This window comes from Exiguobacterium sp. s48 (genome assembly GCF_018617395.1).
Lineage (GTDB): Bacteria > Bacillota > Bacilli > Exiguobacteriales > Exiguobacteriaceae > Exiguobacterium.
Window position 1 is genome coordinate 1,423,556 of record NZ_JACSKC010000001.1, and the last position, 26,227, is coordinate 1,449,782.

A 26,227-nucleotide genomic window follows, 5' to 3' on the forward strand; every position below is an offset into this window, starting at 1 on the left:
TTCTCCTCCCTCCCTATCCGTTTCCATCCTATCCCAACTCGATGAAAAATGTCACCCTTAGGTTCCACAATTATGAAAAAAAGTCGAAAGCTCACGCTTCCGACTGCTTCTGAATCATCTGCTTCATTAAGTTGGCGCTATTTCGTGCCGACTCGTTCTCTTCTTGCATTTGAATGTACACTTCATGACGGTGGATATCGATATGACGTGGGGCATCGATCCCGAGCTTCACCTGGTCGCCTTCGATAGCGAGTACCGTGAGCGTCACGTCGTCCCCGATATGGATGGCCTCACCTTGTTTTCGTTTCAATACGAGCATTAGCGCACCTCCGCTTTCGTGCCACCGAGCGGATATCGGGCCGGATACGCATCGTCTAGTATGACTTGTTTCCCACGACGTTCCTTCGTCTCAATGACAATCGGTGCCTTCAAGTTGAGCGTCGACGATTCGAACGGTTCACGGAGCGTGACGATGGAATAGACTGAGACGTGTTCCGCCTCTTCGATTCCGAGTTGATCTTTCGCGCCATCCGACAATTCGAACGCATAGTCCGACTTATGCCAGAATGGATTTGTCACGACGAACGCACACGCTTGTTCCTCGATTGACTGAAGCGACCAGAACGGTAACTCCTCGCCATACGGGATCAACACGAATGTCTTCGAATCCGGGAACCCCGGGATCTCACTGACGAATGTGATCGTCTCCGCTTCGTTTATTTCAATCTTGCCAAAGTAGTCTGTTTCAATGAACATGGATTGTCCTCACTTTCAACGCGTTTCATCATACATCCCGCCGACCGGCCATATTTCGAGTGACGCCTGTTGACGGAGCGAGATGTCCGTCGTCCATGGCGTGAACGAAATATCGGCTGGCGTGAGCGATACATCAATTTGGGGTGGCGTGATATTCCACTCGATTTTTACATTCGCCGGCGTATACGTCAACTTGACACGATCAATCGATTTTGGCATATAGCCCATCTCGACAATCGGATACGGGTCGTTCACCTTCTCCGCTGCCATCGATGGAATCGGATTCCCGTTCTCGATGCGCATCAGACGGTCCCCGTCCCGGGCGATGTTCGCCATCGCCTCATGGGCACCTTTCTCCCCCATCTGACCGAGGTATTTCCCGAGTTCAAGCACGCCTTTCAGGTTGCTCTCACTTCTCGCCACCGATGAGTCGACCTCAAGCTTTCCCGGTGTCGTCTGTTGCGTTATCTCGGCTTTGCCTTGTTGAATCGACAGGTCAGCCCGCCCTTGACGCATCTCGAGCACGGGCCGATTGGATGTCATTTGGATTGCGGCAAATGTCTGCCGCATCTCAAGTCTCGCGAGATTCATGACCGATTACCGTAAGAAATCGAGGAGCGTCGGTTGAATGATGCGCGCACCTGCAGAAAGCGCCGCACGATGAACGGTCTCATGAGACTTCAGCTCCATGATGACTTTCTCCACATCGATATCTTCGTTATCAGACATGATCGTCTTGGCGATAATCTCATGGTCTTGTAGACGGTTATCGACGAGCTCCAATCGATTCGCACGGGCACCGAGTTCGGCGCGCTCTGTGATCAAACTTTGACCGAGTGTATCGAGCGTATCGAGTTCAGCTGAAAGGTCTGCCCCAGCAGTCGTTGGATCGTTCAAAAGTGTGCTCAATTTATGAAGACCTTCAAACAACTCTTTACCAAAAACCGTCTCTGGTTGCATATTCACTTGCACCGTAATCCCTTTTGACACTTCGAATTCGATTTTCCCGCTTGCTGTCGGTGCCGTTCCACTCTCGTAAATCGAATCGACAGATCCCGTCGGATTTGCCAAATATGCTTTTAACTGATCTACATTGATCAAGGGTTTATCAGTTTTCGTCCCGTTGTAAATATACTTCTCGCCCGCCTTCGAGTTGGCGAGAGAACCGATATGTTCAATCAACTGATCGACCTCACTCTTGATGATGGCGCGTTGCGATGATTCATACGTATCGTTCGCTGCTTGCGTCGTCAATTCACGAATCCGTTTTACGGCTTCCGTAACCTCATTCAACGTCGAGTCCGTCAAATCCATCCAGCTCGTCGCCTCGCTGACGTTTCGTCGGAATTGGTCGACTTCACGCACCTCAGTTCGGTAACGAATCCCTTGCATCGCGACGACTGGGTCCTCTGATGCTTTTTGAATCCGTTTTCCACTAATAAGTTGTTCCTGGACGCGAGCGAGTGTGTTGTAGCTACTTGATAAATGCTTCAAGTTCGTTTGTGTGAGCATTGTCTGTGTGACACGCATCAGTCATTACCTCCCTACGACACCCATGCCGTTAATGATTTTGTCTAACATTTCATCGACGGCCGTGATGTTACGTGCCGCCGCATTATAGGCGTGCTGATATTGAATCATCATCGTCATCTCTTCATCGAGCGAGACGGCACTGACCGACTGACGACGCTGGTCTGAACTGCTCAACAGGGCGAATGTACTCTTGGCGAGATTCGCATTTTGGCTCGCCTCGACTGCCATGTTCCCGATGACATTTTGATAAAATTTACCAATTGAAGTGGTTGCTGTCGTCGATGCGCCTGTAAACGTGATTTGTGCATGTTTCAAGTTCGCCAATTCAAGAGCCCCACTGCCGTCTCCAATGTTTTGATCTTTTGAGATAGCAATTAAGTTCAAATTCGATAAAATTACCGGATTAACCGTTACGGTTTTCGCATCACCGACAATAAAGAAGTCAATACCGGTTTGACGAGGGTTGTCTTGTACATTTCCATCGTAAAAAGTCTTGTGCAAATCATTAAACGCAGTCGTAAATTCTTGTGACATGGCATCTAAATCTTTCAACATTTTGGTGAAAGCTCCGTCATGTGCTTCTGTACCGGTAGATGAACCATACATGTCCACGAGGGCTTTCCATTTACCATTTGGTAGGTCGGTAAATGTCAGAGTTGATGTCCCCCCTGCAGCATTCGTTAATGACATATCTTCAATCTTACCAACTCCGCCTGTAAGACCATCCACGAGTGTCACTTCTGTTCCACCAATCGTCAAGCGAATATCAATCCGCCCTTCCGCGACACGTTGCGAATTCCCGCGTGTTTCCCCATTTAGGTAATCGACCGGCACTCGTTCGAATTCGACATACTGTGATAATTCATCCATGTAGCGGTCGCGCTCATCATATAGTTCATTCGGTAGAACCCCGAGTGGTTCCGCATCCCCGATTTGACGGTTGACATCACCGATTTTCGTCAACAAGTCGTTGATTTTTTTTGTGACAACGCCAGCTTCAGTCTTTAAGTCATCCTGCACTTTGGATAACGAAGATGACAAGTAATTGAATGTTTGAGTCAACGTCAATGCTCTCTGTCGAACCACGCTTCTCGCCCCAGTATCATCTGGATTGACTGACAAGTCTTGAAGCGAGGCCCAGAACAAGTCAAGCGATTTAGCGAGACCATTCTCTGAGGGTTCGTTGATGATGTCTTCCATTCGACCGAACGCCGCTTCTTTCGTCGCATAGAAGGCGTTCTTCACCGACTCGTCACGATACTGTTGATCGATCATGAGATCACGAATCCGAGCGAGCGTCTCTCCGCGTACGCCGGTCCCAAATTGTCCGGCTTTCGTTCCTCCGAAGTTGACCGAGAGCTGTTCGGTCATCCCAAGTGTGAGTCGTTGGCGTGAATAGCCAGGATTCGAGGCGTTCGCCACGTTATTCCCAGTCGCTTGAAGCGCCCATTGGTGTGTCGAGAGACTGCGGCGTGCCGTCTCCAATCCCATAAATGTTGAACCCATTACACTTCCTCCTTAAACGTCACGGCTGAACGAGCGTGTTTCGAATGCTTGTTGTCCGTATGTGAAATCATCTGCTTCCGGCATGAGCATGTCTAAATGCCAGGTAATATAACGAAGGGATTGTTCGAGCAGTGTCGCGTTCAATTCGTTCTGTCGCTTCAACTCGAACAAGACCGGTCTCAATTCCTCTATCTCTTCATCGTCCAATTCATACGTCCCTTGAAGTCGTTCCGCTTCTTTTTGTGAAATTTGTCGGACGAGTTTCGCTTCTTCTTTGACGAGCGCGCTAAATGCCGCCATGTCATTTTGAATGAGTTGCTGTTCTTTTGCATAGGCCAATTCGAGTAACCGTTTATGTAATGTGAGCATGAGTCTCTCCTTTTTTCAAAAAAAGAGCCGACTAAAGAAAGGGGTACCCCTTATTTAGTCAGCTTCCGTGCCATGTTATTCAGTGCGAAGGCCTCAAACGGACCTCGCTTCCATTCATCCTTGTAGAAAGCGTTTAGCGATTTCACGCGCGTCCCGTGAATACGTGCCCGTATCAATCTCTGCTTTCAAAGCGTCGATTTTTGCGAGACGATCCGGATGTTTCACCGGTTCTTCAAACCGGGCGCGAGCTTCCGCCGAGATTGACAATTGGTCCGTTTGGCGTGATTGCGCGGGCTTCGGCTCGACTTGCGTTTTCTTTTCATAAGTGTTCGGTAAATGTACCCACTTGGCTGAATCGATGCGCATGCGTCTTCCCCCTCTTCATGATGTTAATCCAAACGATAAGCGCGGACACTTGACTGTTTCTTCAAGCTATCCTGTAGACTAGACAGTTCCTTCTGCATATCTCTCTGGCAGTTCGAACAAATTTTCCCTTCGTTCGTCGGCTGACCACAACGGACGCAGCTGATGGCAAGCGCCGGGTTGTCCTTGATAATCAAGCGTCCTTCATGGATATACCGCGTGATATCAAGTTCAGAGATTCCCGTCGCTTCGACAAGACCTCCGATGGTCGTTTGTTTGTTGGCTGGCTCACGAATGAAGTCACGAACTTTTAAAAAGTTCTTATAATCAACCTCATTACATGATGGACAATACGGTGAACGACTCTGTTTCATAAACAAACGTCCACACATTTGGCAAGTTGCTGCATCCATTGGTTTCACCTCTGCTCTTTATATCGGACGCGATTTCGATTTGTTTAGCGCTCGAAATAAGCAAATCGCAGAAACTTCTGATGCACCTGCCTGTCGCAACGAAAATGCCGCCTGTTGAAGGGTCGTCCCCGTCGTATAGACGTCGTCTACAAGAATGATTTTCCCACATTTCACTGAAGTTGGTACAGTGAAAGGATTCGTTCGGTGTCGTCTTCCTTCTTTCCCGAGTTCACGTTGACTTGAAACCTCCGTTTTTTCGAGAAGCTGTCGCGTCGGACCGATACATCGTGCGAGTACCTCTGCCTGATTGAAGCGACGTATCTGAAGCCGCTCCCTACTCACTGGAATCGGAACATAGGTCACGTTAGATGAACGTAATGCCCGAAGCGCTGGCGCGACCGATGAGGCGATGACGACATCCCCACTGAATTTAAAGCGATGTAGCCAGTTAATCCCTGCCTCATCGTATGCGTATATGCAGCGGACTATCAAATCGAGACCGAGCGCAAGCCAACGGATGCAGTCCGAACACGTTTCACCAGTCTCATTCGGTTGACCACAGCGTGGGCAACCCGTCCCGAGCGGCGTCAGTTTTGACTCGCACGAAGGACACACCCAGTCACGTCGCCATAATGTGGCAGGGGTCCACGGGACGGTCATCGACTCATGACAAAGAAGACATTTCATCGCCGATTCGCCTCCTTGATCTTCCGGATGGCAACATCTTGACGAAACGTCCGCTCCTTGTAAAAGAAACAGACCTCTCCTGTCGGCGCGTCCGGTTTCCGCCCCGCCCGACCTGCCATCTGAATGAGACCCCGTGTCGAGAAGAGACGATGTTCGCTCTCAAGTACCCCGACCTGTACATCCCGGACCGTCATCCCCCGCTCCCAAATCGAGGTCGCAAGGACGACCCCGTTCGTCTCTTGGAGCCAGTGAAGGGCGTCGGTCCGCTCCTCGGTCTCGGCCGATACTGTCCGACAGGTTAGTCCCGCACCTTCTAACGTCTCGCGGTACCGCTCCAAGTCAGCCTTCGTTGGGACGAACAAGAGACGTGGTTTCAAGGCGTGACGTCGACATAAGGCTATGAGTCGCTCGTCGGACTGTTTGACGAGTGTCGGGACCGGCAAATCAAATCCGTGATAGCGACGCGACAGATAAACCGTCGGAAACAACTGCTGCCAAACGGTCGGGGTCGCCGTGATGAATAAGAAGACACCTCTCCCGGCACGCCGAATCGTATTCCATAGCGCCACGTCAAAGGCAAACGGGAAGGCATCGGACTCATCGACGACCACATAATCGAAGACGTCCCGTACATTCATGAGTAACGGCGCGGTCGCCACCGTGATCATCCCGATGGAGTCTTTATCCCCGCCCCCGTATCGCCTCGTGACAGGCACGGTGAATGCTCGTTCAAGTCGTTCCACCCATTCGATGGCGACATCTTTCCGCGGGGACACAATCAGTACACGCTTCCCTTCATTGACGACCCGCTCAATCACCGGGAACGTCATCTCCGTCTTACCAGCCCCGCACACCGCATGCACGAGCCCCGTCTTTCGTTCGTCCCACCACGTGAGCAAGCGATTCGCGACCCGCGTTTGGTCGGGGGCGAGCTCGAACGGCATCGTCAAATCGGTCGTTTCGAGAGGTGTCGTGATGTCCCGCTCCTCTAGATAATCACAGCGACAGACACGCCCGAGGTATAGACAATTTCGACAATAGGCACAACTTCCGTGATGACAAGTGAACGTCCGAACGTCTGTGCTGAGGCAGCGTTGGCAAATGCCGAAGCGGATGGCCCGTTTTCCTGCCTGAGCGACGATGAGTTCTCCCATGACTTTACTCCTTTTTGTCCTCACGCTACCAAAACGGCTATATGAATGCGATTCGACTTATCTAAGACAACATAGACCCATTACACAAATAGGACCCGACGAAAGCGTCGGGTCCCATCTGTTACTTCTGTTTGTAGAACATGATTGCCTCGTACGGACGAAGGGACAACGTCGTCCCGTCGAGCTCAGGCACGTCGTAGTTGTGGCTGACAACGCTCACCTGCTCGAAACCTTCCGGAATCGTGTACGTCGTTTCGGTTCCATAGAAGTTGGCGACGACGAGAAGCTCCTCGCGGTCGGTCTTCCGTGTATATGCCCAAACGTCTAACGAATCAGGCGTAAGGAGCGTATAGTCCCCGTCCGTCAAGACGTCAAGTTCTTTTCGTAACGCAATCAAGTTCTTGTAGTGGTAGAACACCGAGTTCGGGTCAAGGAGCGCCGTCTCGACGTTCACGTCCTCATAGTTCGGTGCCACGTTGATCCACGGCGTGCCACTCGTGAAGCCGGCATGCGTCGTCGCATCCCACTGCATCGGTGTCCGCGAGTTGTCGCGTGACTTCTGTTTGATGGCGGCCATCATGTCTTCATGCGACACGCCCTCTTCCCGCTTCAACTTATAGATGTTGAGCGTCTCGATATCCCGATACTCGTCGAGCGAGTCGAAGCCGGGATTCGTCATCCCAATTTCTTCCCCTTGATAGATGTACGGTGTCCCTTGAAGGCCATGGAGCACTGTCGCAAGCATCTTCGCGCTCTCGACGCGGTGGTTCGTGTCGTTCCCGAAACGGCTGACGACACGCGGTTGGTCGTGGTTGCACCAGAAGATGGCGTTCCATCCTTTCCCGTGCATCCCTTGTTGCCACGTCGACATGATGTTTTTTAATTGAATGAAGTCGAACGGCGCCGCGACGAACTTCTCTCCATTCGGATAGTCGACTTTCAAGTGGTGGAAGCTGAACGTCATGCTGAGCTCGTTCTCATCCGGGTTTGAATAGCGGACGCAGTGGTCGAGCGTCGTCGAAGACATCTCCCCGACCGTGATGACGTCGTGCCCGTCGAATACTTCCCGGTTCATCTCTTTTAAATATTCGTGGATGCGTGGACCGTCCGTATAGAACTTGCGACCGTCCGACTTATCTTCCGGGAAGTCCTGTTCTTTTGAAATGAGGTTGATGACGTCGAGACGGAATCCTTTGATTCCTTTTTTACGCCAGAATCGCATCATCTCGTAGACGTCCTCGCGCATCTGTTCATTCTCCCAGTTCAGGTCGGCCTGGGTCACGTCGAACAAGTGAAGGTAGTATTGTCCGCTCTTCTCATCATATTCCCACGCATTCCCTCCGAACTTGGACTCCCAGTTCGTTGGTTCGTCACGCCAGATGTAATAGTCACGGTACCGCTCGTCTCCTGCCAATGATTTTTGGAACCATTCGTGCTCGGTCGACGAGTGGTTGACGACGATGTCCATCATAAGGCCGATGCCCCGCGCCTCTGCTTCACGAATCAATTCGTCGAGGTCTTCCATCGTCCCGTAAGACGGGTCGATGGCATAGTAATCACTCACATCATAGCCGTTATCGTGTTGAGGTGACTGATAGACAGGTGTCATCCAAATGTATTCGATGCCGAGTTCTGCCAAATAATCCAGCTTCGCCGTCACCCCTTTGATTGATCCGGTCGCATTCCCTTCCGGACTGTAAAAGCTTTTCGGGTAAATTTGATAGACGACTGATTTGCGCCAATTTTTCTGTGTCATCAACGACATCTCCTTTTTGTAAGAGTTTTCATTTCAATAAGAAAGAGGGAAGAACTGCCGTCCCTCCCTCCCGAGTCAATGCTTATGCGACTTTATTTTCTTCGATTTCACCTTTTTTCATGTAGCGCTTCGACAAGATGAATGTGAGCGCGAACGGTACGATGATCGCGATGACCATGCCTACGATGAAGAGAAGGATCTTATCTGTGAAAATGGAGAGGAATCCAGGGAGCCCTCCGACTCCGATGGCGATGGCTTGAACATCGTTCAATGTGATGAAGATGGCAGCGATCGCTGACCCGATCATGGCTGAATAGAACGGGAATTTATTTGGTAAGTTGACCCCGAACATGGCCGGCTCCGTAATTCCGAAGTAAGCCGAGATGGCTGAAGTCGACGCCATGCTCTTTTGTTTCGCATTGTGTTTGTAGACGAAGAACATCGCGAGTGCGGCCGAACCTTGGGCGATGTTTGAGAGTGCGATCATCGGCCAGATGAACGTACCGCCTGTATCGGCGATCAACTGAAGGTCGATGGCGATGAACAAGTGGTGCATCCCTGTGACGACGAGCGGCGCGTAGAACAATCCGAAGAGGAGTGCCCCGACGACCGGTACGGCTTCAAACGTGTTGACGAGTCCTGTCGCGATCACATTCCCGATTCCGCGTGTGACCGGTCCAACGATTGCGAGTGCAAGGAATCCAGTGACGACGATTGTTGTGATCGGCACGACCAAGAGTTGAATGGCGTTCGGTACACGTTTTTTCAAGAACATCTCGATTTGGCTCAAGATATAGGCTGCGGCGAGGACCGGCAAGATTTGACCTTGATAGCCGACTTTCTCGATTTCGAAGAGTCCGAGGATATTGAACGTCGGTACTTCTCCTTCAAGTGCCGCCGTCCCGTAGCCCCATGCGTTCAAGAGGTCCGGGTGAACGAGCAAGAGACCCATGACGATCCCGAGTACTTCGCTCCCGCCGAAACGTTTCGTCGCCGACCAACCGACGAGTGCCGGTAAGAAGACGAATGACGTGTTCGCCATCATGTTAATGAGATCCCAAAGTCCTTGTAAGTTTGGATACGCCTCGATGAGTGTCTTTCCGTCGATGAATAGACCTTCTGAAGCGAGTAAGTTGTTGATCCCCATGAGGAGACCGGCCACGATGATGGCTGGAATGATCGGCATAAAGACGTCAGAGAAGACTTTGACGAGTTTTTGAAGCGGATTCATTTTTTTGCCGCCCGCGGATTTGACCTCGGCGACCGTTGCCGCCTCAAGTCCGGCGAGCTTGATGAACTCGGCATAGACGCGATCGACATCGCCGGCTCCAATAACGATCTGATACACGCCGGAGTTCTCGAACGCCCCTTTGACGAGATCGATTTCTTTCACACGTGCCTCGTTGACTTTTGATTGATCTTTAAGAGAGAGACGGAGACGCGTCACACAGTGTGCGGCCTTGTCCACGTTGTCTTTGCCTCCGATCGCGTCTAAGATCTCAGCGGCAATTTGACGATAATCTGCCTTCATGTTGAATGTCCTCCTTTGTTTGAAAACTATAAATGAAAACGGTTACTTATGAGTACAAACAAAGTATAACTTATCTATATAAGTTAAGTCAACAACTCATATAGATAAGTTATACGTGAAGGTTTTGTCTCGTGATTTACTGTTAAATTTTCCCTGTGTCGACTTCGGTCAAACAAAAAACCTCTTCCTGTACGAAAGAGGTTTACCGACGGGCGACGTCACTGAACTGGAACTTGTCCAACCGGTGACGTGACTCCGTGTATTCAAATTGTTGTCCTTCATATAAGAACGTATCGTTCGTGATGACGATGACATATTCATAGTCATGCAAGTCGAGTCGCTTCCGGTCGAGTTCCGTCACGTCCTCAGCTGCAATCTTCCGTTTGGCATAACTGATCTGTAGGCCGAGCTCGCCTTCGATATATCCATAAATCGAACGAGCCGCAATCTCTTCTGTCAATCCAGGAACGAGGTCTTTGACGAAATAGTTGATATCTAAGATGACGTTCTCCCCGTCAAAGTTTCGAACCCGTTCGATGCGAAACACGCGCGTCCCTGCCGCCAAGTTCATCCGTTCGGCGAGCCAAGTCGGGGCTTCCATCTCTTCAAACGAAGCGACATGGGTCTGAATGGAACGACCGAGCATGCTCGCGTACACTTCCGAGAAACTGACGATGCCGTTGAATTGAAACTCGATCTGGTCTCGTTTCAACACGAACACGCCTTTTCCGTGATGCTTCCGGACATACCCGTTTTCCTGTAACAGATCGAGCGCTTTCCGAACCGTCCCCCGGCTGGCCTCGAACTGATGCATCAACTCGGTCTCCGACGGAAGTTTTGAGTCAGCGGGTCTCGTGCCGTTTCGCATCTCTTCTGCCAGGCGCTCAAAGATTTGGCGGTATTTCGCCATCACATTCCCTCCTCCATTGAAAAAGACGACCTTAAACGGTCGTCTCTCTTACCATTCGCGACGATACCAGGTGATACCGATTGCACCAGGTCCAAGATGTGTTCCGATGACCGGACCAAAATGGCTCCCCGAGATGTGTGCTTTCGGGAACTTCTGTTTCATCGAAGCGATTTCTTCCGCCTGACGCTCCGGACAGTTGGCGTGAATGATACCGATGCAGTAGCCTTCGCCATCCCCGGCAATCGATTCGTCCATCATCTCTTCGATTCGACGTACGGCTTTCTTGTACGTCCGAATCTTCTCGAACGGGACGATCAATTTGTCTTGGAAGTGAAGGACCGGCTTGATTTGTAAGAATGAACCGACGAGCGCTTGCGCTGCGCTCAATCGTCCACCGCGTTGCAGATGAGCGAGGTCATCGACGACGAAGTAGGCACGAATCGAATCACGGACCGTCTCCAGACGAGCGATGATTTCTTCCGGTGTCGCACCTGTGTCACGAAGGTGAAGTGCCTCTTCGACAAGAAATGCTTGCGGCATACACGAAATCTCTGAGTCAAACGCATGAACGGTCACATCGACCATATCATTTAACGCGACCATCGATTGGTACGTTCCGCTGATGCCGCTCGAGAGCGTGATCGCGATCACGTCGGTCACGTCATCCGGCAAGTTCTCAATCAATTCGACCGTTTCTCCGATGACCGGTTGTGACGTCGTCGGCAGGTTGCCCGCCTCGATTCGCTCATAAAACGCCTCGGTCGATAAATCCACCGATTCACGGTACGACGCGCCATCGAAGATGACACTGAGTGGTGCGACATGGACGTCATGCCGCGCCAAAAAATCATCCGACAGATAGGCGGTACTGTCGGTTAAAATCGCAATGTTTCCCATACTATATCCTCACTTTACGTCGTTTCATTTTTCCAATTATGTTAGGATTCCATTCCATATTGTAACACAAAAACGATGTAAAGCATCGGTGACGCTCAAATCTCGACCCAACCCCGGCGAATCGCATCGACGACGGCTTGCGTCCGGTCGTTTACGTCCATTTTGCGAAGGACAGAAGAGACGTGGTTTTTGACTGTCTTCTCACTAATAAAGAGCATGTCACTGATGTCTCGGTTCGAGCGCCCGTCTGCGAGAAGGTGCAACACCTCAACCTCACGGCGCGACAACAATTGATAGACCGGGTCATCCGTACGACTCTCGACACCACGACCTGCTTGCTCCCCTTTGAATTGTAAAAGACGACGGTACTCTTTCAACACGTTCGTTGTTACTTTCGGATGAAGGTACGCCCCGTCCCGTGCGACGGCACGGACTGCCGAAATCAATTCTGTCGATGCCACTTCCTTCAATAAAAACCCTGACGCACCCGCTTCAAGCGCATGCGTGATATACGACTCATCATCATGGATCGAAAGGATAAGGACACGTGTCTCCGGTGACAAGAGTGACAGTTGTTTCGTCGCCTCGATCCCGTTCATGTCCGGCATATTGATATCCATAATCAAAATCTCTGGTTTCTGCTCGCCTGCGATGCGAATCGCTTCGCGACCCGTCCGTCCTTCGGCGACAACCTTAAATTCATCTTCTAAATCAAAGATCCGCTTCAATCCCTCGCGGAACAGTTCGTGATCATCCACGATTGCAATGCGTGTCTGTGTCATTTCCATGTATGTCTTCCCCCTTGTTCTCTCACGAAATCGGAATCGACATCCGGACGACCGTCCCTTTGCCGACTTCCGAGTCAATGCTGATGCTTCCGTTCACCAACTCAATCCGTTCGCGCATTCCGACGATGCCAAACGACTCTTCGCCGATTGCACTCGGTTCAAACCCGACACCATAGTCGCGGACGTGAATATGAATCACATCGCTCGCCTGTTCGACATTGACGATAATCTCTGCCGTTTTGGCATGTTTGATCGCGTTTTGTACGGATTCTTGAACGAGACGGAACACGTTGATCTCGAGCTTCTCCGGCAAACGGGCACGTGACCCCCGGTAATTGAGACGTGTCTTGATGGCCGTGTACTCTTCCGTTTGGTGGAGGTAACGCTCGAGCGTCGGTAAAAAGCCTAAATCGTCAAGCGACATCGGGCGTAAATCATAAATCAAACGACGGACGTCGACGAGTGCCCCACGAATCAGTTTTTTCAATTCATGTAATTCGGCAAAAGCTTCATCTTTTCCTCGTTTATCGAACGTCTTTTCAATCAGGTCGGCCCGAATCAAAATATGAGCAAGCGATTGCGCTGGGCCGTCATGCATCTCGCGGGCGAGATGACGTCGTTCGCGCTCGGCCGCTTCGAATACACCGATGGCCATCTCTTGCTTCTTCATCATGTCCGAATACTCTTGCTGCAGGTCGTCCCGTAAAAAGTTCAAGACGACGCTCACACGACCGATCAATTTTTCGGCACGCTCGATCGTGTCCTCTAAAATGAGCAGCCGACGCTCTAAGTCGTTCCGCCGTTGCTGAGCCGCCATCTCTTCTTTTTGGACGAGAAATCGTTCGAGTTGCATTTGATTCGCCCGTTCATATGCGTCACGAATTTCTTGCTCACTATGTATATGAAACTTCTTACTCACTTGAACGAGCTTCGCCTTTGCAGCTTTCACGAGTCGGTCGAGTCGATCGGACTCCCCGATATAGAACTCGATTTTATCCGTCAATTCTTTTAACTCGTTTTGAATTGCTGAATATTCAGTTGCAGAACTTTCGGTTATACGGACGATCTCCTCTTTACTTTCCGTCACCGTTTCAATCATATTTGTTATGATATGTTCTAAAGCTGTCCGATCGGTAATATGATTCACGATGCCATCCCCTAATAGTTCGGTAGTTAATCCTCATCTATTCTTATATATCGTCCACTACTAGCAGGTTTACAGCGGACATGAGAGATTTTCTATATAGTTCATTCGCTATGTGAAGCGTGTGTGCCTACTTAAATTCTAAAAAAAATATTTAAAAATAGAAAGGAGAATTTTCAGAAATGTCTATTGAGTCAAATTATACTATAAAACAAAGTGGAACATACGAGGTCCTTATCCAAAAGTCAAAATTTATTGCACATTTCAAACGTGTCGAGACCGAAGAAGAGGCACAGACGTTCATTCAAGCCATCAAAAAAGAGCATTGGAACGCAAACCATAACTGTTCTGCCTATATCATCGGAGAGCGAGACGAGCATCAAAAGGCGAACGATGACGGCGAGCCGAGTGGTACGGCCGGCATGCCGATGCTCGAGGTGTTGCGCAAACGCCACTTGAAAGATACGGTCGTCGTCGTGACACGTTATTTCGGTGGAATCAAACTCGGAGGTGGTGGACTGATTCGGGCGTATGGCGGAACGGTCAGCGAAGGCCTCGATGCAGTTGGAATCGTTGAACGGTTACAGATGCAACAATTGACGCTCACTGTCGACTATACGTGGATCGGGAAAGTCGAAAATGAGTTGAGACAATCTGACTACTTGCTCGATGAGATCACCTATGCTGACCTCGTCACGTTTCATGTATCGGTACCCGTGGAAAATACAGATAAGGCGCTCGCCTGGCTAACGGATTTAACGAACGGTCAAGGTAAGCTCCAAACAACCGATATCCGCATCATCGAACGTGATTTCAAACGCTGAAACGCCTATACTAAAAGAAACGACTGAAATGAGGAAAACAACATGGAAACACCCCCACGCAAGAAAAGATCACCTTGGAAAATCGTCCTCATCGTGTTGGGTGTCGTATTGCTGATCGGTGGTTCCGCTTTTGGGTATTTTGTCTTTAAAGCGAATGAAACTGCCGAGAGTACGAACAAGGAACTCGAGCGCGGCGACAAGTCAGAACGCCGTGAAGAGACCATCGATTTGACGAAAGATCACTTTTCCGTCCTATTAGCAGGAGTCGATGGCGGCGCCTCGCTCGAAGAAGGACGGAGTGACTCACTGATGGTCGCGACGTTCAACAAAGAATCGCGCCAAGTGACACTCGTCAGCATCCCCCGCGACTCGTATGTCGATATCATCCTCGACGACAACGACCCGTTCAAAGACAAGATTAACCACGCTTACGCCTATGGAGGTATCGATGCGACCATCTCGACCGTCGAGAATCTGCTCGACATCCCAATCGACTATTATGCGACCATCAACTTTGATGGAATCGAAGATTTAGTCGATGCGGTCGGCGGCGTCGAAGTCGATGTACTCATCCCCATCTCCGGAAAAGCGACGGGAAATGTCGAGCTTGAGCCTGGTGTTCAAGTCTTGAACGGAAAAGAAGCACTCGCTTACGCCCGTATGCGAAAACAAGACCCCGCCGGAGACATCGGTCGTGCCGGTCGACAGCAACAGGTCATCGAAGCCATTATCAATGAGGCGACGACAATCAATTCCTTCACCAAGTTGAACCGAATCATGAACGCGGTCGGTGAAAACATTCGGACGAATATGTCCCTATCGGAAGCTTCACAGCTTCAACCGTACGCAAAATCCTTGAAGTCGTTCAATCGCGAAACGCTCGAAGGAAACGACTTGACGTTAAACGGTGTCTATTATTACGAACTTGACCCGGCTGACCTTCGTGACGCACAGGCGCTCCTTCAAACCGAACTCGGTATGCCCGTCACAGCAGACGAACCGACAACGGATGAAACGGACGACTCGATGACCGAGACGACGACATACTAAAAATAACCGTTATCGCTCTGCGATAACGGTTATTTTATGTGCGAGGTCGACCGAGCAGTCTGCGGGATGTGCGGATGATCGGTTTATAATTCGGATGAATCAGTTCGGTCGATTCCACAATCAATTCGATGACGAGAAGGACCACGATGAATGTGATGACGGCACCGAGCATGGTCGTCTTCGCAAACAGAATCGATGAAATACCGAAGAACAAGGTCATGCCATACATGAGCAGGACGGCTTGCCTTGTCGTGAATCCCATGTCAATCAACTGATGGTGCATATGTGATTTGTCCGGTGACATCGGCGGTCGGCCTTGGACGAGTCGACGGACGATCGCAAAAATCGTATCCGAGATCGGTAGACCGAGCAAGAGGACCGGGACGACAAGCGAGAACAACGTCACATTCTTGAACCCGATGAGCGAGAAGACGGCGAGCATATATCCGAGGAAGAGTGCGCCTGTGTCCCCCATGAAGATTTTCGCCGGATAGAAATTATGGACGAGAAATCCGAGTGTGCTCGCAAGAAGCAAGAGGGCCATCACCGTCAAATAGACGTTCCCTTGAATGATGGCTAAAACGGCAATCGTGCCGAGCGCGATGCTCGATACGCCGGCGGCGAGGCCGTCAAGACCGTCGATCAAGTTGATGGCATTCGTGATCCCGATGAGCCAAAGGACGGTGATCGGGATGCTCCATGACCCGAGATAGAGCTGTTGATCGAACGGAAGGTTGATCAGTTCGATCCGCATCCCAGAGTTTAACACGATAACGGTCGCAATCATCTGGCCCATCAGCTTGACGCGCGCCGACAACTGGAATCGGTCATCGATCAGTCCGGTAAGGAGAATGACGACAGCCCCAATCAAGATGGCGTCGTTATAGCGACTCGTCGGAAGCAGCAAGGCATAGCCGATAAAGAATGCGATGAAAATCGCGAGACCCCCGATTCGTGGCATCGTCCGTAAATGTACTTTTCGTGCGTTCGGATGATCGACCGCACCGATGAAAAATGCGAATCGACGAACGAGCGGTGTAATCAAGATGGCCATCACAAAACTGACCAACATGGCAATCCATAACATGGGCCGACAGTTCCTCTCTCAAAAAAATAGACTCTGGCGAATTATATCATATTTTGAATCAAGGAGTGGATATCAGTCCGATTACAAGAAAAGCCGACGAGGCGTTCCTCATCGGCTCTACATTATGATAGTGTCGCGGCTACTTCTTCTGTCGGTTCGTATGTATAGAGACCGCGACCGATTTTTTTGATTTCTGGATTGACCCCTTCAATCTTCACCATCAACTGGTAAATGTTGCTGATATGATGGCGGTAACGAAGTTCAAGTTCCATTTGAATATCACGCACGCTCATCGTCTGGCGTTCTTTCAAAAGATCGGTCACTTGGTGAACGTATACTTCGAGCGGATAGCGTTGGTTCACACGACGTGGGCGTAGGCGTTTTGACGCATCGCTCACCGAATCTTTTTCTTCTTTATCTCGACTCAATTCCGCAATTAAATATTCCGCACGACGTTGTAATTGACGATACGACTCCTCAATTTCCATCAATTCTCGATAAATATGGTCATTGACATTCGTAGACTCCATACACAAATCCCCTTCTACATCCAATTATAATTAGGAATTCCCTAATTTAAATCAGCAATTCCTAATTATCCCTTTATATCTTCTATAAAAGTGTAACGGATTTGTAATGTGTTTGTCATCTTTTTTTGGGCGAAATTGTCCATTTAGGACTTTTGACTCAAAAAAGACGGCGACTGTTCGGGGCAGTCGCCGTCTCACGGAAGATGATTGTAGTCATTTACACGTGAACACGTTCGAGGATGCGTTCAAGTGAAAGTTCGTCAGTTGAAGCGACGATGAGGTCAGCGTGACCAAGCATCGATTCTTCACCGACGGCGACAGCAAACATATTTGCCGCTTTGATTGCAGTTACGCCGGCAGCCGCATCTTCAACACCGATAGCGAGTTCGGGTTTCACGCCAAGGGCAGAAGCGGCCTTCAAAAACACTTCGGGGTGTGGTTTTGACTGGGCGACAGTTGCTGCATCGACAATATGATCGAAATAGTGACGGACACCAAGTGCGTCAACGACCGCGAATGCGTTCTTTGAAGCAGAGGCCATTCCGATTTTGAGTCCCGCCTCTTTAATTTCATCGAGGAATGAAACGATACCAGGAAGAAGATCGTCGGATGAGATATGTTGAATGAGTTCAACGTAGTGCTCGTTTTTCTTTTGAGCGAGTTCTTCTTTCTCTTCCGGTGTGAAGTCGTTCTGTATACCGCCAAGCGTAAGGATCCGCTCAAGCGACTCAGTCCGACTCACGCCTTTGAGCGTTTCGTTGAATTCGCGGTCAAATGGAATTCCGAGCTCTTCACCGAGCTGCTTCCAAGCGAGGTAATGGTACTCTGCCGTGTCAGTGATGACACCGTCCAAATCGAAAATCACTGCTTCAATCGTTGACATACATGCTTTCCGCCTTTCCTTCAAATGCTTGTGTCGTCAGACTACATTTAGGGAACTTGACAAGTACCCGTCGCACGTTTGGTCGATGATGCAAACGGTTGCACTTGTTCGATTTCTATTATAAATGAAAACGTTATCTTGATGCAACCGATTTCGCAAAAATCAAAAAAAGAGAAGAGCCTACGCTCTCCCCTTCTAATTACAATTGAATGCCGACCACTTTCACATTTACTGAAAGTGGCGTCATCGCAAGCATCGTGTCCATATCTTGCGTGATGCGCTCTTGTACGGCTGTCACTGTCTTAATGATCGACTGTCCGTATGCGATATAGAGCGACAGGTTGATGGTGATGCCTTCTTCTGACTCATCGACTTTTACATGTTTCATGAGCGCCCGTTCTGATAATTTCGTATCTTCTTGCGTGAACGAGACGTGTTTCGTTTCCTTGACCGCGACCGCGGCAATCATTTCCACGACGTGACGTGAGACGTTCACGTCGCCTTCTGTGCTGTGCATTCCATTTTCGTATGGCATAGGGTCACTTCCTTAACTCTAATTTCGTGTCTTCTCTATAAAGTGTAGCTGAAATGGAGCGTTTAGAAAAGACTTTACCCTTTCACGCCCTTCGTATTCTGTATGCGTTTCACATCGATTTCGACGAGCGGACGCAAGAGACGAACCATCGGTGGACTGATAATCACGAGGACCATCAGGAAAGCGACCCCGAACAGTACGAGCAGTTGCATCCAGGATGTCGGCATGAACCCTGCCGGTATGAACGCTTTCCATGCGACGACAAAGAAGACATGAACGAGATAGACGTAAAGACTATATCGACCGGCACGCGAGAAAATCGGGAGCCTACGTCCCGGAATAATCATGGCGAAACTGATCGACATGAGCAGTGAAATCGTGTAGACGATCAAGAAGGCAAACGGACCTCCCCACATCGCCTCAGGGACAGCCGTATCATAAGCGAAGCGGAACTTGAACAAGTTACCGATATGATAGAACGCGTCGTCTTGTTGGACACGCATGGAAATCAACAATCCAATCGTCAACGTCACAAAAACGATGGCCCCACCAATCCGGTAGCGGTTGCGATGCTCGGCTCGTTTCGGTAACTCAAAGAAATTTAGTGTGTTGCGCTCAGACATCCAGTTCCCAATCAAGAAGAACGGATAGAACATGATGACTTTGCGCAATGCGAAATATCCCGTCGCCTCGGCCTGGAATCCAAATAGAAGTGCAAATAATAGTGCGTATAAGACATACCCTTTCAGTTGTGTCACATACGGTGTGATGATGTACCAGAAGATGATTGCCATCAGATACCAGAGTGCCCAGTATGGCTTCAATAGGTTCAGTCCTGGATTTTCAAGCGAGAAAATCGGGATTCCTTCCGTAAAGGCGAACCAGGACCCGAGGATGACTTGCCAAATGACATAAACGACGAATAGCTGAATCACACGCAAATAACGGTTCTCTCGATAGAAGTAACCGCTCAACATGATGAATAACGGCATGTGGAAGGTATACAGGAACAAATACACCCACTTCGGTAGAATGTCGTCGTACGCACCGCGAACATCGGTCAACAAGTGTCCGAAGACGACGAGTAGGACGAGCACTCCTTTAATATTGTCATACCAATAATTTCTCATAACATTCCCTCTAGTTCTCTATGATGTTTGCAATGAAGTTGACCTATATGTTTTCACGTTCTCTCTACGCACGAAGCACATGGAAGGTCATATGAAAAAATCCCTCACCTATCATAATCGATTCCCTCGTCATGTGAAATTACGTTTCAACAAAATTTTCATGTCTTCACTGTCATCATTCCCATAATTCGAGGAATGCAAGCCGAAACGTCAAAAAATCCTCACGATTCAGCATGTTGTGTGCGTATTCAAATAGACGGGATTGGGTACAGTATAGTATAGTGGTGTTACTAAATATTCAGAATATTCTAATAAAGGAGGTGGAGAGAATGGCTTCGATCATTCGAAATCGACATCATATGGTTCATGATCCGAAACGATCATTCTCTAACTTCGGATTCTGGTGGTTCGTCAGCGTCTCTTTCGTCGGATTGCTCCTCGTCACTTTCGAGTCCGTCCGCAACGGGTTCTCTGCCATTCATCCTGTACTAGCGAGTATGGCTTTCTTCGGACTCACATTCGTTCTCGGGGTCGGTGCCAAATTGGTTCGTGACGTCTGGTGGCTCAACTATTTGCTCGAGCGTACCCAAAATCGCTACTTATATATCGGTGGCGACACACTGCAAAGTTGGCAGTATACGCTCGACTCGATTTGGTTGCTCACCCGCACCTCACAAAAAAAGCTCGGCCGATTGTATATCCAAATCGACCGAACTGTCAGTGCTGAGGAGGCGAAACGTTTATTCGCCGCCTATTTGATTGATCGAGGTGTCCTCGTCGTCTACTCCCGTCCGAACAAACGGAAAAAAATGGCTTGAACGAATTAGTTGAGGTATGCGGCGATCCATGTCCGTGCCGCCTCGACTTCTTCCATACGAAGTTCATGGCCGCCCGAGTGATAGAAGAGCTCGACGTCCGCTCCTGCGTTTCGGAGTGTCGATGTCAGCTCTTCTGTTTCTGTTTTCGGGCAAATCGGGTCACGCTCCCCTGCCGAGATGAACACGTTCGTCCCCACTAAGTCAGGGAGTGTCAACGAGCGGTCCGGGACCATCGGATGGAAGAGGAGTGAAGCGTTGAACGCCGGGTGACGATAAAGTGCCGAGCCAATCAAGTTCGCCCCGTTCGAATAGCCGAGTGGAATCATCTTGTCCCGGTCGATGCCATACTCCGTGGCAGCCTCATCCAAAAACTGAAGGAAGCGCTCGGTCTGTTTCTTTAAGTCTTCGAGGTCGAGCACGCCTTCTGCATGGCGACGGAAAAAACGGGACATGCCGTTTTCAATGACGTCCCCTCGAAGTGTCAGGATGTTTGCCTCCGTTGACAATTCTTTCGCAAGTGGGATCAAGTCCTGTTCTGTCCCTCCTGTGCCGTGTAATAAAACAAGTGTCGTCTCTGTCGTTCCTTTTATGAATTGATGAATCATATCCGTTCTCCTTTCGGTATCGTGATGGCTGGCAAGGTGCGGACAATTTTGTCGCGGTCCGCTTCTAACCATGATGGTAAACGTAACGTTTCACCGAGTGTATCAACGGATTCATCCACGGTGAATCCTGGTACGTCCGTCGCAAGTTCATGTAAAATACGGCCGGCATCATGGAAGTAGACGGAGCGGAAGTAGTTTCGCTCTTTCACTTCGGTCGGACGTAGCCCGAGATCAAAGATGGCGTCTTGCCAAGTTGTGTAATGTTCACCATCTGCGATTCGCCAAGCGATGTGATGAACTGTTCCTGTGCCCGGAACCCCTTTCGGTAAAATCGTTTTCTTCACATCGATGACGTTTCCATAGTCGGCTGAACCTTTCAACCGAATCCATTCTTCATCCTCTGACACCCGTTCCAATCCGAACAGCTCCGTCAACAGACGAACGGTCTCATCCGGTGCTTTTGAAAGAAGCGTCGCACCAGCGAATCCGACGATCGCCTCATCTTTGGTAATACCTGGGACGACCCAGCTCGTCTGTTTGGTGCTCGGTCGCGCAACGAGCTCGACAACGAGTCCATCCGGGTCCTCGAACAAGAGCGATGCCTCACCGAACCGTTCTGTGGCGACGGTCGCGATGCCATGCTGTTGTAATCTTTCTTCCCAGAACGGCAAACTTCCTGCCGGTACGAGATAGGCAGTCACACCGACTTGCCCGCTCCCGACCTGCCCTTTCCCTAGTCCCGGAATCGGGAAGAAAGTAATCACCGTCCCAGGTGTCCCGACCACGTCCCCAAAATAAAGGTGGTACGTTCCCGGATCATCAAAGTTGACGGTCTGCTTCACGAAGCGAAGACCGAGTACTTGGCCATAAAAATCAAGCGTGCGCTGTGGGTCCTGTACCATCGATGAGATGTGATGGATCCCCGTAGACTGCGTTTTCATTGTCATCCTCCTTTTATTATCTTGATTTCAAGATAAAACATTTACCAAAGAAAGTGAAACTTTTTGCTCAAGGTGGCGTACGATAAGGAGAAGAAAACATTTTAAGGAGGTAAATGAACATGGCATTACATATCGAACGCGTCACCAAAGAGTTTGGGGATTTCACAGCCGTCGACGACCTCACTTTCCGTGTCCCACAAGGGGAAATGTTCGGTTTACTCGGTGCAAATGGTGCCGGAAAGACAACGACATTCCGGATGATCCTCGACATCTTAAAACCGACTGATGGGAGCATCACGTGGAACGGGAAGGCGGTCGATCATCGCATCGTCGGTTATTTGCCCGAGGAACGCGGCTTGTACCCGAAATCCCAAGTTCGAGAACAGCTCGTCTTTCTCGCGAGCCTAAAAGGGATGCGTGGGAGCGACGCCAAACGTGCGGTCAAGTCTTGGCTCGAACGCCTCGAAATTCCTCAATATGAGACGATGCGCGTCGAACAGCTCTCAAAAGGAAATCAACAGAAGGTTCAGCTCGTCGCCGCCCTGCTTCACAACCCAGAACTCGTCATCTTAGACGAACCGTTCAGCGGGCTCGACCCGGTCAACGTCGAAATCCTGAAGCGTGAAGTTCTCGCGTTGCGTGACGCCGGGACGACCATCGTCTTCTCGAGTCATCGAATGGAACACGTCGAAGAATTGTGCCAACACGTCGGCATCTTGAAAGGTGGCCGTGCCGTCGTGAGCGGTGACGTTCCGACAATCAAGTCGAGATACGAAGAGCCTGCCCTCTTTATTGAAACGGACCAGATTCATATTCTCGAGTCCCTCCCAGTCGTGGAGACAATCGAACCCTACAAATCCGGTCATCTAGTTCACTTGCATTCTTTTGACGATAGTGATGCCGTCCTGTCAGCACTGGTGCGTCATCAAGCGAACGTGAAGACGTTCATGCGTCAACCCGTATCGCTCAATGACATCTTCATCAAGGAGGTTGGACAACATGTTTCATAACTTTGGACCTCTCTATACGTTCACACTCAAATCGAGAATTCGTTCGAAAGCATTCCTCATCTCGACGGCGTTAACGGTCCTCTTCATCTTTGGCTTCACGAACATCGATCGCATCATGTCTATGTTTGAGGATTCTGAACAGGCTAGTGCTCTCGTCGTGTCTGAGAACACGGAAATCGTCGATACGATGCAATCCCTTGGTTATGAAGATGTCGCAACGAGCGACCTCACGGAAGACGAGGCACGTGCTGGGATTAACGACGGCGAGTATGGCGTTGTCGCCTTTGTCGAAGGGTATGATGCCCGTGTCATCTCCGAACGGCCAGAACAGGAGTTCACGGCGATTTTACAAACGTCGTTGCAACAATTGCGAAATGCTGAATTGATTGAAACGTCGAACATTGACCCGGCCGTCATCGCTTCCCTCAGCGAACCGATTCAACTTGACGAGTCGTATCTCGGACGCGGTGGGGAAAACTCGGATGAACTCCTCTCGTCCTCGGCGCTCGTTTACGTTATGTTGATGCTCCTATACATCTCAATCATCACCTATGGATCGATGATTTCAACAGAAGTGACGACTGAGAAATCGTCGCGCGTCATGGAACTCATCATCTCAACGACTCATCCGGTGACCCATATGCTTGCGAAAGTGACCGCCATCGGTACACTCGCTCTTTTCCAAATCGGTCTTTTCCTCGGGTTCGGATATGTGAGTGCGAGTGGTAGCGAACTGGCATCTACGGTCATCGAGAACGCCGGCAACGCACGGGCAGTCATCTATCTACTTGTGTTCTTCTTACTCGGTTACTTGTTGTACGCTTCTCTTTTCGCTGTCCTCGGCTCACTCGTCAGCCGTGTAGAAGAGTCACAACAAATGGTTATGCCGGTCATCATGCTACTTGTCGCTGCGTTCTTAGTCGCGATGTTCGGATTGAACAACCCGGATGCGACCATCGTAACCATCCTCTCATTCGTTCCATTCTTCACACCGATGCTCATGTTCCTTCGGGTCATGCTCGTCGATGTGGCTGTATGGGAAGTGGCACTCTCGATCGGACTTCTCATGGGAACGATTGGCGTCACGTTATGGATCGGTTCAAAATTCTATCGTGGTGGCGTCTTGTTCTATGGGACGAATGCCATTAAACAATGGCGACAAATATTACAAAATCGACAATAACGTTTACAGCAAATTCGTTTTCGTTTACTCTAAAGAATGTGCAAAATGAGGAGGAAAACGAACTATGCGATCACGATTACTCGCAGCCTTAATCTTTACGTTTATGTCGACGCTCACGACGTTCATCTGTTATACCGTCTTCTTAGACGCAGATGCGTTATGGCAAATTCTACTTGCCTATGCAGGTAGCACGTTTATCGGAACGCTCGCGTTTTGGTATCCAGTCAGCAGACGTCCACAAACGTCCCGCTTCGGTGGCGCATGGATCGGCATCATGATTACTGCAACGACACTCATTGGCTTCACTGCCATCCGCTTCACATTCCGCGGAGACGCAGCCGCATTGCTCGACTGGCAAACGATGCTAGCGAGTCTTGCTTACACATTCGGTTATGTCGGATGGGTGCTCACAATCTTGAATATCGTGCTCGGCTTCTTACTCGCCGGCACGCGTCCAAAAGTACGCTACGAAGCGCGTCCGATGCGCTGATTGACATGACCGGGAGAATCTCCTGGTCATTTTTTTACGCAAAAAAACCGTAGAATGCTCTACGGTCATTGCAATTTATATGATTTGTCCACGACACCATATTCTGCGTACTGGAATGAGTTGTCCGCAAACCGGTCTGGAACGAGCCGCTCCACATAGCGGGCGAACGGGACGATGTGGCGCGTCGTATCATGTGACCGCCCGAGGTCAAGCACCGCATCAACGAGCGCTTCGAGTGCATGGTGTGACGTCGGTTCCTCGTCTTCTTTGAAAATGCGATGTAACTCCTCTTCGTGCATCAGGTCAAAGATGCGCATCCGTTCTTCGAGTTGGCGCTGCATCTCCTCGACGGACTTCCCGTGCATCGCTTCTTCATAGGCGAGCTTCATCTGTTCGAGTTCCGGCACCTTCCCTCGCATGAGCACCTTGAGCGACTCCCCCGTCCAAATATGGCGTGCCAAATAGTTCGGATCGATTTGCAAAGCGTCTGCGAGCGCCTCTATGTAAGGCATAGTCGGATACACCTCACTCAGTTCCGTACGTCGAATGAAGTAAGGGGCGACACCGATTCGTTCCGCAAGCGTCTCAATCGACAACCCCGCCCGTTCTCGAATTATTCGTATCCGATCCCCATATCCCCGGTATGGTGCATTTTTTCCGTCCATCTCATTTCCCCCTTCCCTCTCTCCATTATAATTCCCGCATTCACAAAAAAATACTCGGAAGCGTAAGCTCCCGAGTATTAAGTCGTTCTCTTATTTCTTTGTCAATTCGACGACTTCTGAAGATCCAGCTGTCACCGTGTCGCCTTCTGCGACAAGTTTGTTCACGCCGAAGCTGTCATGGTTCGTGATAATGATCGGAGTGATCGTTGATGGAGCATTCGCTTTGATGAAGTCGAGGTCGAACGTGACGAGCGGGTCGCCTGCTTTGACTGACTGACCTTCTGTGACGTGAGTCTCGAAGCCTTCACCTTTCAAGTTGACTGTGTCCAAACCGATATGAATCAAGTATTCTGCACCGTTGTCGGCATTGATACCGATCGCGTGTTTCGTCGGGAATACTGTCGCGATTGTTCCGCTAACCGGTGAGACGACCTTTCCTTCTGTCGGCTCGATCGCAATTCCGTCACCCATCATTTTTTGTGAGAATACTTGGTCCGGTACGTTCGTGATGTCGACGACCTTTCCTGTAAGCGGTGAAACCGCGTTGAGTTGTTCTTCTTTACCACCAAAAAGTTTTTTAAAGAATCCCATAGCTTAATCCCTCCAACATGTTCTATTCAATCGAAGTCTTCACTTTTATACCCGAAAAGCTAATACTTCAATCCCTAC

The 26,227-nt window shown here is 49.8% G+C and carries 31 protein-coding genes; 6 read left to right on the forward strand and 25 right to left on the reverse strand.

Annotation, left to right across the window (positions count from 1 at the left end; translation table 11 throughout):
• Positions 1–91 precede the first annotated feature (91 nt).
• The 16 genes from csrA to KNO66_RS14995 form a co-directional block, all read right to left on the reverse strand.
• Positions 92–319 (reverse strand): carbon storage regulator CsrA, encoded by a 228-nt coding sequence (gene csrA, locus KNO66_RS07275; protein WP_012726976.1) that lies wholly within the window; start codon positions 317–319, stop codon positions 92–94.
• Entirely contained in the window at positions 319–756 is a 438-nt protein-coding gene (gene fliW / locus KNO66_RS07280; protein ID WP_214741722.1) for a flagellar assembly protein FliW, read from the reverse strand. Before fliW ends, csrA begins: the two co-directional genes overlap by 1 nt.
• A 15-nt stretch (positions 757–771) precedes the next feature.
• The gene (locus KNO66_RS07285; protein ID WP_251127317.1) at positions 772–1,326 is read right to left on the reverse strand and encodes a DUF6470 family protein; all 555 of its coding nucleotides are present in this window, start codon (positions 1,324–1,326) and stop codon (positions 772–774) included.
• A gap of 27 nt (positions 1,327–1,353) precedes the next feature.
• Entirely contained in the window at positions 1,354–2,286 is a 933-nt protein-coding gene (flgL, locus tag KNO66_RS07290; protein WP_214741726.1) for a flagellar hook-associated protein FlgL, read from the reverse strand.
• Positions 2,287–2,292: 6 nt separating this feature from the next.
• On the reverse strand, positions 2,293–3,795 hold the full coding sequence (gene flgK / locus KNO66_RS07295; RefSeq protein WP_214741728.1) for a flagellar hook-associated protein FlgK: 1,503 nt from the start codon (positions 3,793–3,795) through the stop codon (positions 2,293–2,295).
• 12 nt (positions 3,796–3,807) lie between these two features.
• Complete coding sequence (flgN, locus tag KNO66_RS07300; RefSeq protein WP_214741730.1) at positions 3,808–4,164, reverse strand: flagellar export chaperone FlgN; 357 nt, start codon at positions 4,162–4,164, stop codon at positions 3,808–3,810.
• A 114-nt stretch (positions 4,165–4,278) separates the two neighbouring features.
• Complete coding sequence (locus KNO66_RS07305; RefSeq protein WP_214741732.1) at positions 4,279–4,530, reverse strand: flagellar biosynthesis anti-sigma factor FlgM; 252 nt, start codon at positions 4,528–4,530, stop codon at positions 4,279–4,281.
• Positions 4,531–4,553: 23 nt separating this feature from the next.
• Complete coding sequence (locus tag KNO66_RS07310) at positions 4,554–4,940, reverse strand: flagellar protein (RefSeq protein ID WP_214742404.1); 387 nt, start codon at positions 4,938–4,940, stop codon at positions 4,554–4,556.
• Between the two features lie 18 nt (positions 4,941–4,958).
• Positions 4,959–5,627 carry a ComF family protein gene (locus tag KNO66_RS07315; RefSeq protein ID WP_214741734.1) on the reverse strand — a complete coding sequence of 223 codons (669 nt, stop codon included), beginning with the start codon at positions 5,625–5,627 and terminating at the stop codon, positions 4,959–4,961.
• Positions 5,624–6,781, reverse strand: a complete 1,158-nt coding sequence (locus tag KNO66_RS07320) for a DEAD/DEAH box helicase family protein (RefSeq protein WP_214741735.1) — start codon at positions 6,779–6,781, stop codon at positions 5,624–5,626. The genes KNO66_RS07315 and KNO66_RS07320 overlap by 4 nt, the downstream gene beginning before the upstream one ends.
• Before the next feature lie 121 nt (positions 6,782–6,902).
• Positions 6,903–8,537, reverse strand: coding sequence for an alpha,alpha-phosphotrehalase (gene treC / locus KNO66_RS07325; RefSeq protein WP_214741737.1), 1,635 nt, complete (start codon positions 8,535–8,537; stop codon positions 6,903–6,905).
• 82 nt (positions 8,538–8,619) lie between these two features.
• Positions 8,620–10,068 (reverse strand): PTS system trehalose-specific EIIBC component, encoded by a 1,449-nt coding sequence (treP, locus tag KNO66_RS07330; protein WP_214741745.1) that lies wholly within the window; start codon positions 10,066–10,068, stop codon positions 8,620–8,622.
• 202 nt (positions 10,069–10,270) lie between these two features.
• The gene (treR, locus tag KNO66_RS07335; protein WP_214741747.1) at positions 10,271–10,981 is read right to left on the reverse strand and encodes a trehalose operon repressor; all 711 of its coding nucleotides are present in this window, start codon (positions 10,979–10,981) and stop codon (positions 10,271–10,273) included.
• A gap of 45 nt (positions 10,982–11,026) precedes the next feature.
• The gene (locus KNO66_RS07340; RefSeq protein WP_214741749.1) at positions 11,027–11,875 is read right to left on the reverse strand and encodes a DegV family protein; all 849 of its coding nucleotides are present in this window, start codon (positions 11,873–11,875) and stop codon (positions 11,027–11,029) included.
• Positions 11,876–11,970: 95 nt separating this feature from the next.
• Positions 11,971–12,663, reverse strand: coding sequence for a response regulator transcription factor (locus KNO66_RS07345; protein WP_285800716.1), 693 nt, complete (start codon positions 12,661–12,663; stop codon positions 11,971–11,973).
• Positions 12,664–12,685: 22 nt separating this feature from the next.
• Complete coding sequence (locus tag KNO66_RS14995) at positions 12,686–13,810, reverse strand: sensor histidine kinase (RefSeq protein WP_214741751.1); 1,125 nt, start codon at positions 13,808–13,810, stop codon at positions 12,686–12,688.
• A gap of 179 nt (positions 13,811–13,989) precedes the next feature.
• Between KNO66_RS14995 and KNO66_RS07355 the strand changes: the two genes are divergently transcribed.
• Together KNO66_RS07355 and KNO66_RS07360 are read left to right on the forward strand one after the other, a co-directional pair.
• Positions 13,990–14,631 carry a YigZ family protein gene (locus KNO66_RS07355; RefSeq protein WP_214741752.1) on the forward strand — a complete coding sequence of 214 codons (642 nt, stop codon included), beginning with the start codon at positions 13,990–13,992 and terminating at the stop codon, positions 14,629–14,631.
• Positions 14,632–14,673: 42 nt separating this feature from the next.
• Positions 14,674–15,681, forward strand: coding sequence for an LCP family protein (locus KNO66_RS07360; RefSeq protein ID WP_214741755.1), 1,008 nt, complete (start codon positions 14,674–14,676; stop codon positions 15,679–15,681).
• 34 nt (positions 15,682–15,715) lie between these two features.
• Here KNO66_RS07360 and KNO66_RS07365 read toward each other — a convergent pair whose 3' ends face one another.
• The 5 genes from KNO66_RS07365 to KNO66_RS07385 form a co-directional block, all read right to left on the reverse strand.
• A complete protein-coding gene (locus KNO66_RS07365) occupies positions 15,716–16,768 on the reverse strand; it encodes a glycosyltransferase family 4 protein (RefSeq protein WP_214741757.1) in 1,053 nt (350 codons plus the stop codon).
• A gap of 122 nt (positions 16,769–16,890) precedes the next feature.
• Complete coding sequence (locus tag KNO66_RS07370) at positions 16,891–17,298, reverse strand: Rok-like winged helix domain-containing protein (protein ID WP_214741759.1); 408 nt, start codon at positions 17,296–17,298, stop codon at positions 16,891–16,893.
• Between the two features lie 217 nt (positions 17,299–17,515).
• Complete coding sequence (gene pgmB, locus KNO66_RS07375; RefSeq protein ID WP_214741761.1) at positions 17,516–18,181, reverse strand: beta-phosphoglucomutase; 666 nt, start codon at positions 18,179–18,181, stop codon at positions 17,516–17,518.
• 199 nt (positions 18,182–18,380) lie between these two features.
• Complete coding sequence (locus KNO66_RS07380) at positions 18,381–18,716, reverse strand: Asp23/Gls24 family envelope stress response protein (protein ID WP_214741763.1); 336 nt, start codon at positions 18,714–18,716, stop codon at positions 18,381–18,383.
• Between the two features lie 74 nt (positions 18,717–18,790).
• Entirely contained in the window at positions 18,791–19,846 is a 1,056-nt protein-coding gene (locus KNO66_RS07385; protein WP_214741765.1) for an acyltransferase family protein, read from the reverse strand.
• A gap of 329 nt (positions 19,847–20,175) precedes the next feature.
• On the opposite strand from KNO66_RS07385, the gene KNO66_RS07390 reads away from it, so the two are divergent.
• Complete coding sequence (locus KNO66_RS07390; RefSeq protein ID WP_214741767.1) at positions 20,176–20,664, forward strand: restriction endonuclease subunit S domain-containing protein; 489 nt, start codon at positions 20,176–20,178, stop codon at positions 20,662–20,664.
• Between the two features lie 5 nt (positions 20,665–20,669).
• On the opposite strand, the gene KNO66_RS07395 is transcribed toward KNO66_RS07390, so the two are convergent.
• Positions 20,670–21,269, reverse strand: a complete 600-nt coding sequence (locus KNO66_RS07395) for an alpha/beta hydrolase (RefSeq protein ID WP_214741769.1) — start codon at positions 21,267–21,269, stop codon at positions 20,670–20,672.
• Complete coding sequence (locus KNO66_RS07400) at positions 21,266–22,210, reverse strand: VOC family protein (protein WP_214741771.1); 945 nt, start codon at positions 22,208–22,210, stop codon at positions 21,266–21,268. The genes KNO66_RS07395 and KNO66_RS07400 overlap by 4 nt, the downstream gene beginning before the upstream one ends.
• A gap of 119 nt (positions 22,211–22,329) precedes the next feature.
• On the opposite strand from KNO66_RS07400, the gene KNO66_RS07405 reads away from it, so the two are divergent.
• The 3 genes from KNO66_RS07405 to KNO66_RS07415 all read left to right on the forward strand — a co-directional run bounded on the left by KNO66_RS07405 (position 22,330) and on the right by KNO66_RS07415 (position 24,893).
• Positions 22,330–23,220, forward strand: a complete 891-nt coding sequence (locus KNO66_RS07405; RefSeq protein ID WP_214741773.1) for an ABC transporter ATP-binding protein — start codon at positions 22,330–22,332, stop codon at positions 23,218–23,220.
• Positions 23,210–24,403 (forward strand): ABC transporter permease, encoded by a 1,194-nt coding sequence (locus KNO66_RS07410; RefSeq protein ID WP_214741775.1) that lies wholly within the window; start codon positions 23,210–23,212, stop codon positions 24,401–24,403. The genes KNO66_RS07405 and KNO66_RS07410 overlap by 11 nt, the downstream gene beginning before the upstream one ends.
• Before the next feature lie 64 nt (positions 24,404–24,467).
• A complete protein-coding gene (locus KNO66_RS07415) occupies positions 24,468–24,893 on the forward strand; it encodes a hypothetical protein (protein WP_214741777.1) in 426 nt (141 codons plus the stop codon).
• 65 nt (positions 24,894–24,958) lie between these two features.
• On the opposite strand, the gene KNO66_RS07420 is transcribed toward KNO66_RS07415, so the two are convergent.
• Complete coding sequence (locus KNO66_RS07420) at positions 24,959–25,558, reverse strand: helix-turn-helix domain-containing protein (RefSeq protein WP_214741779.1); 600 nt, start codon at positions 25,556–25,558, stop codon at positions 24,959–24,961.
• Positions 25,559–25,648: 90 nt separating this feature from the next.
• The gene (locus KNO66_RS07425) at positions 25,649–26,149 is read right to left on the reverse strand and encodes a PTS sugar transporter subunit IIA (RefSeq protein ID WP_012727005.1); all 501 of its coding nucleotides are present in this window, start codon (positions 26,147–26,149) and stop codon (positions 25,649–25,651) included.
• Positions 26,150–26,227 lie beyond the last annotated feature (78 nt).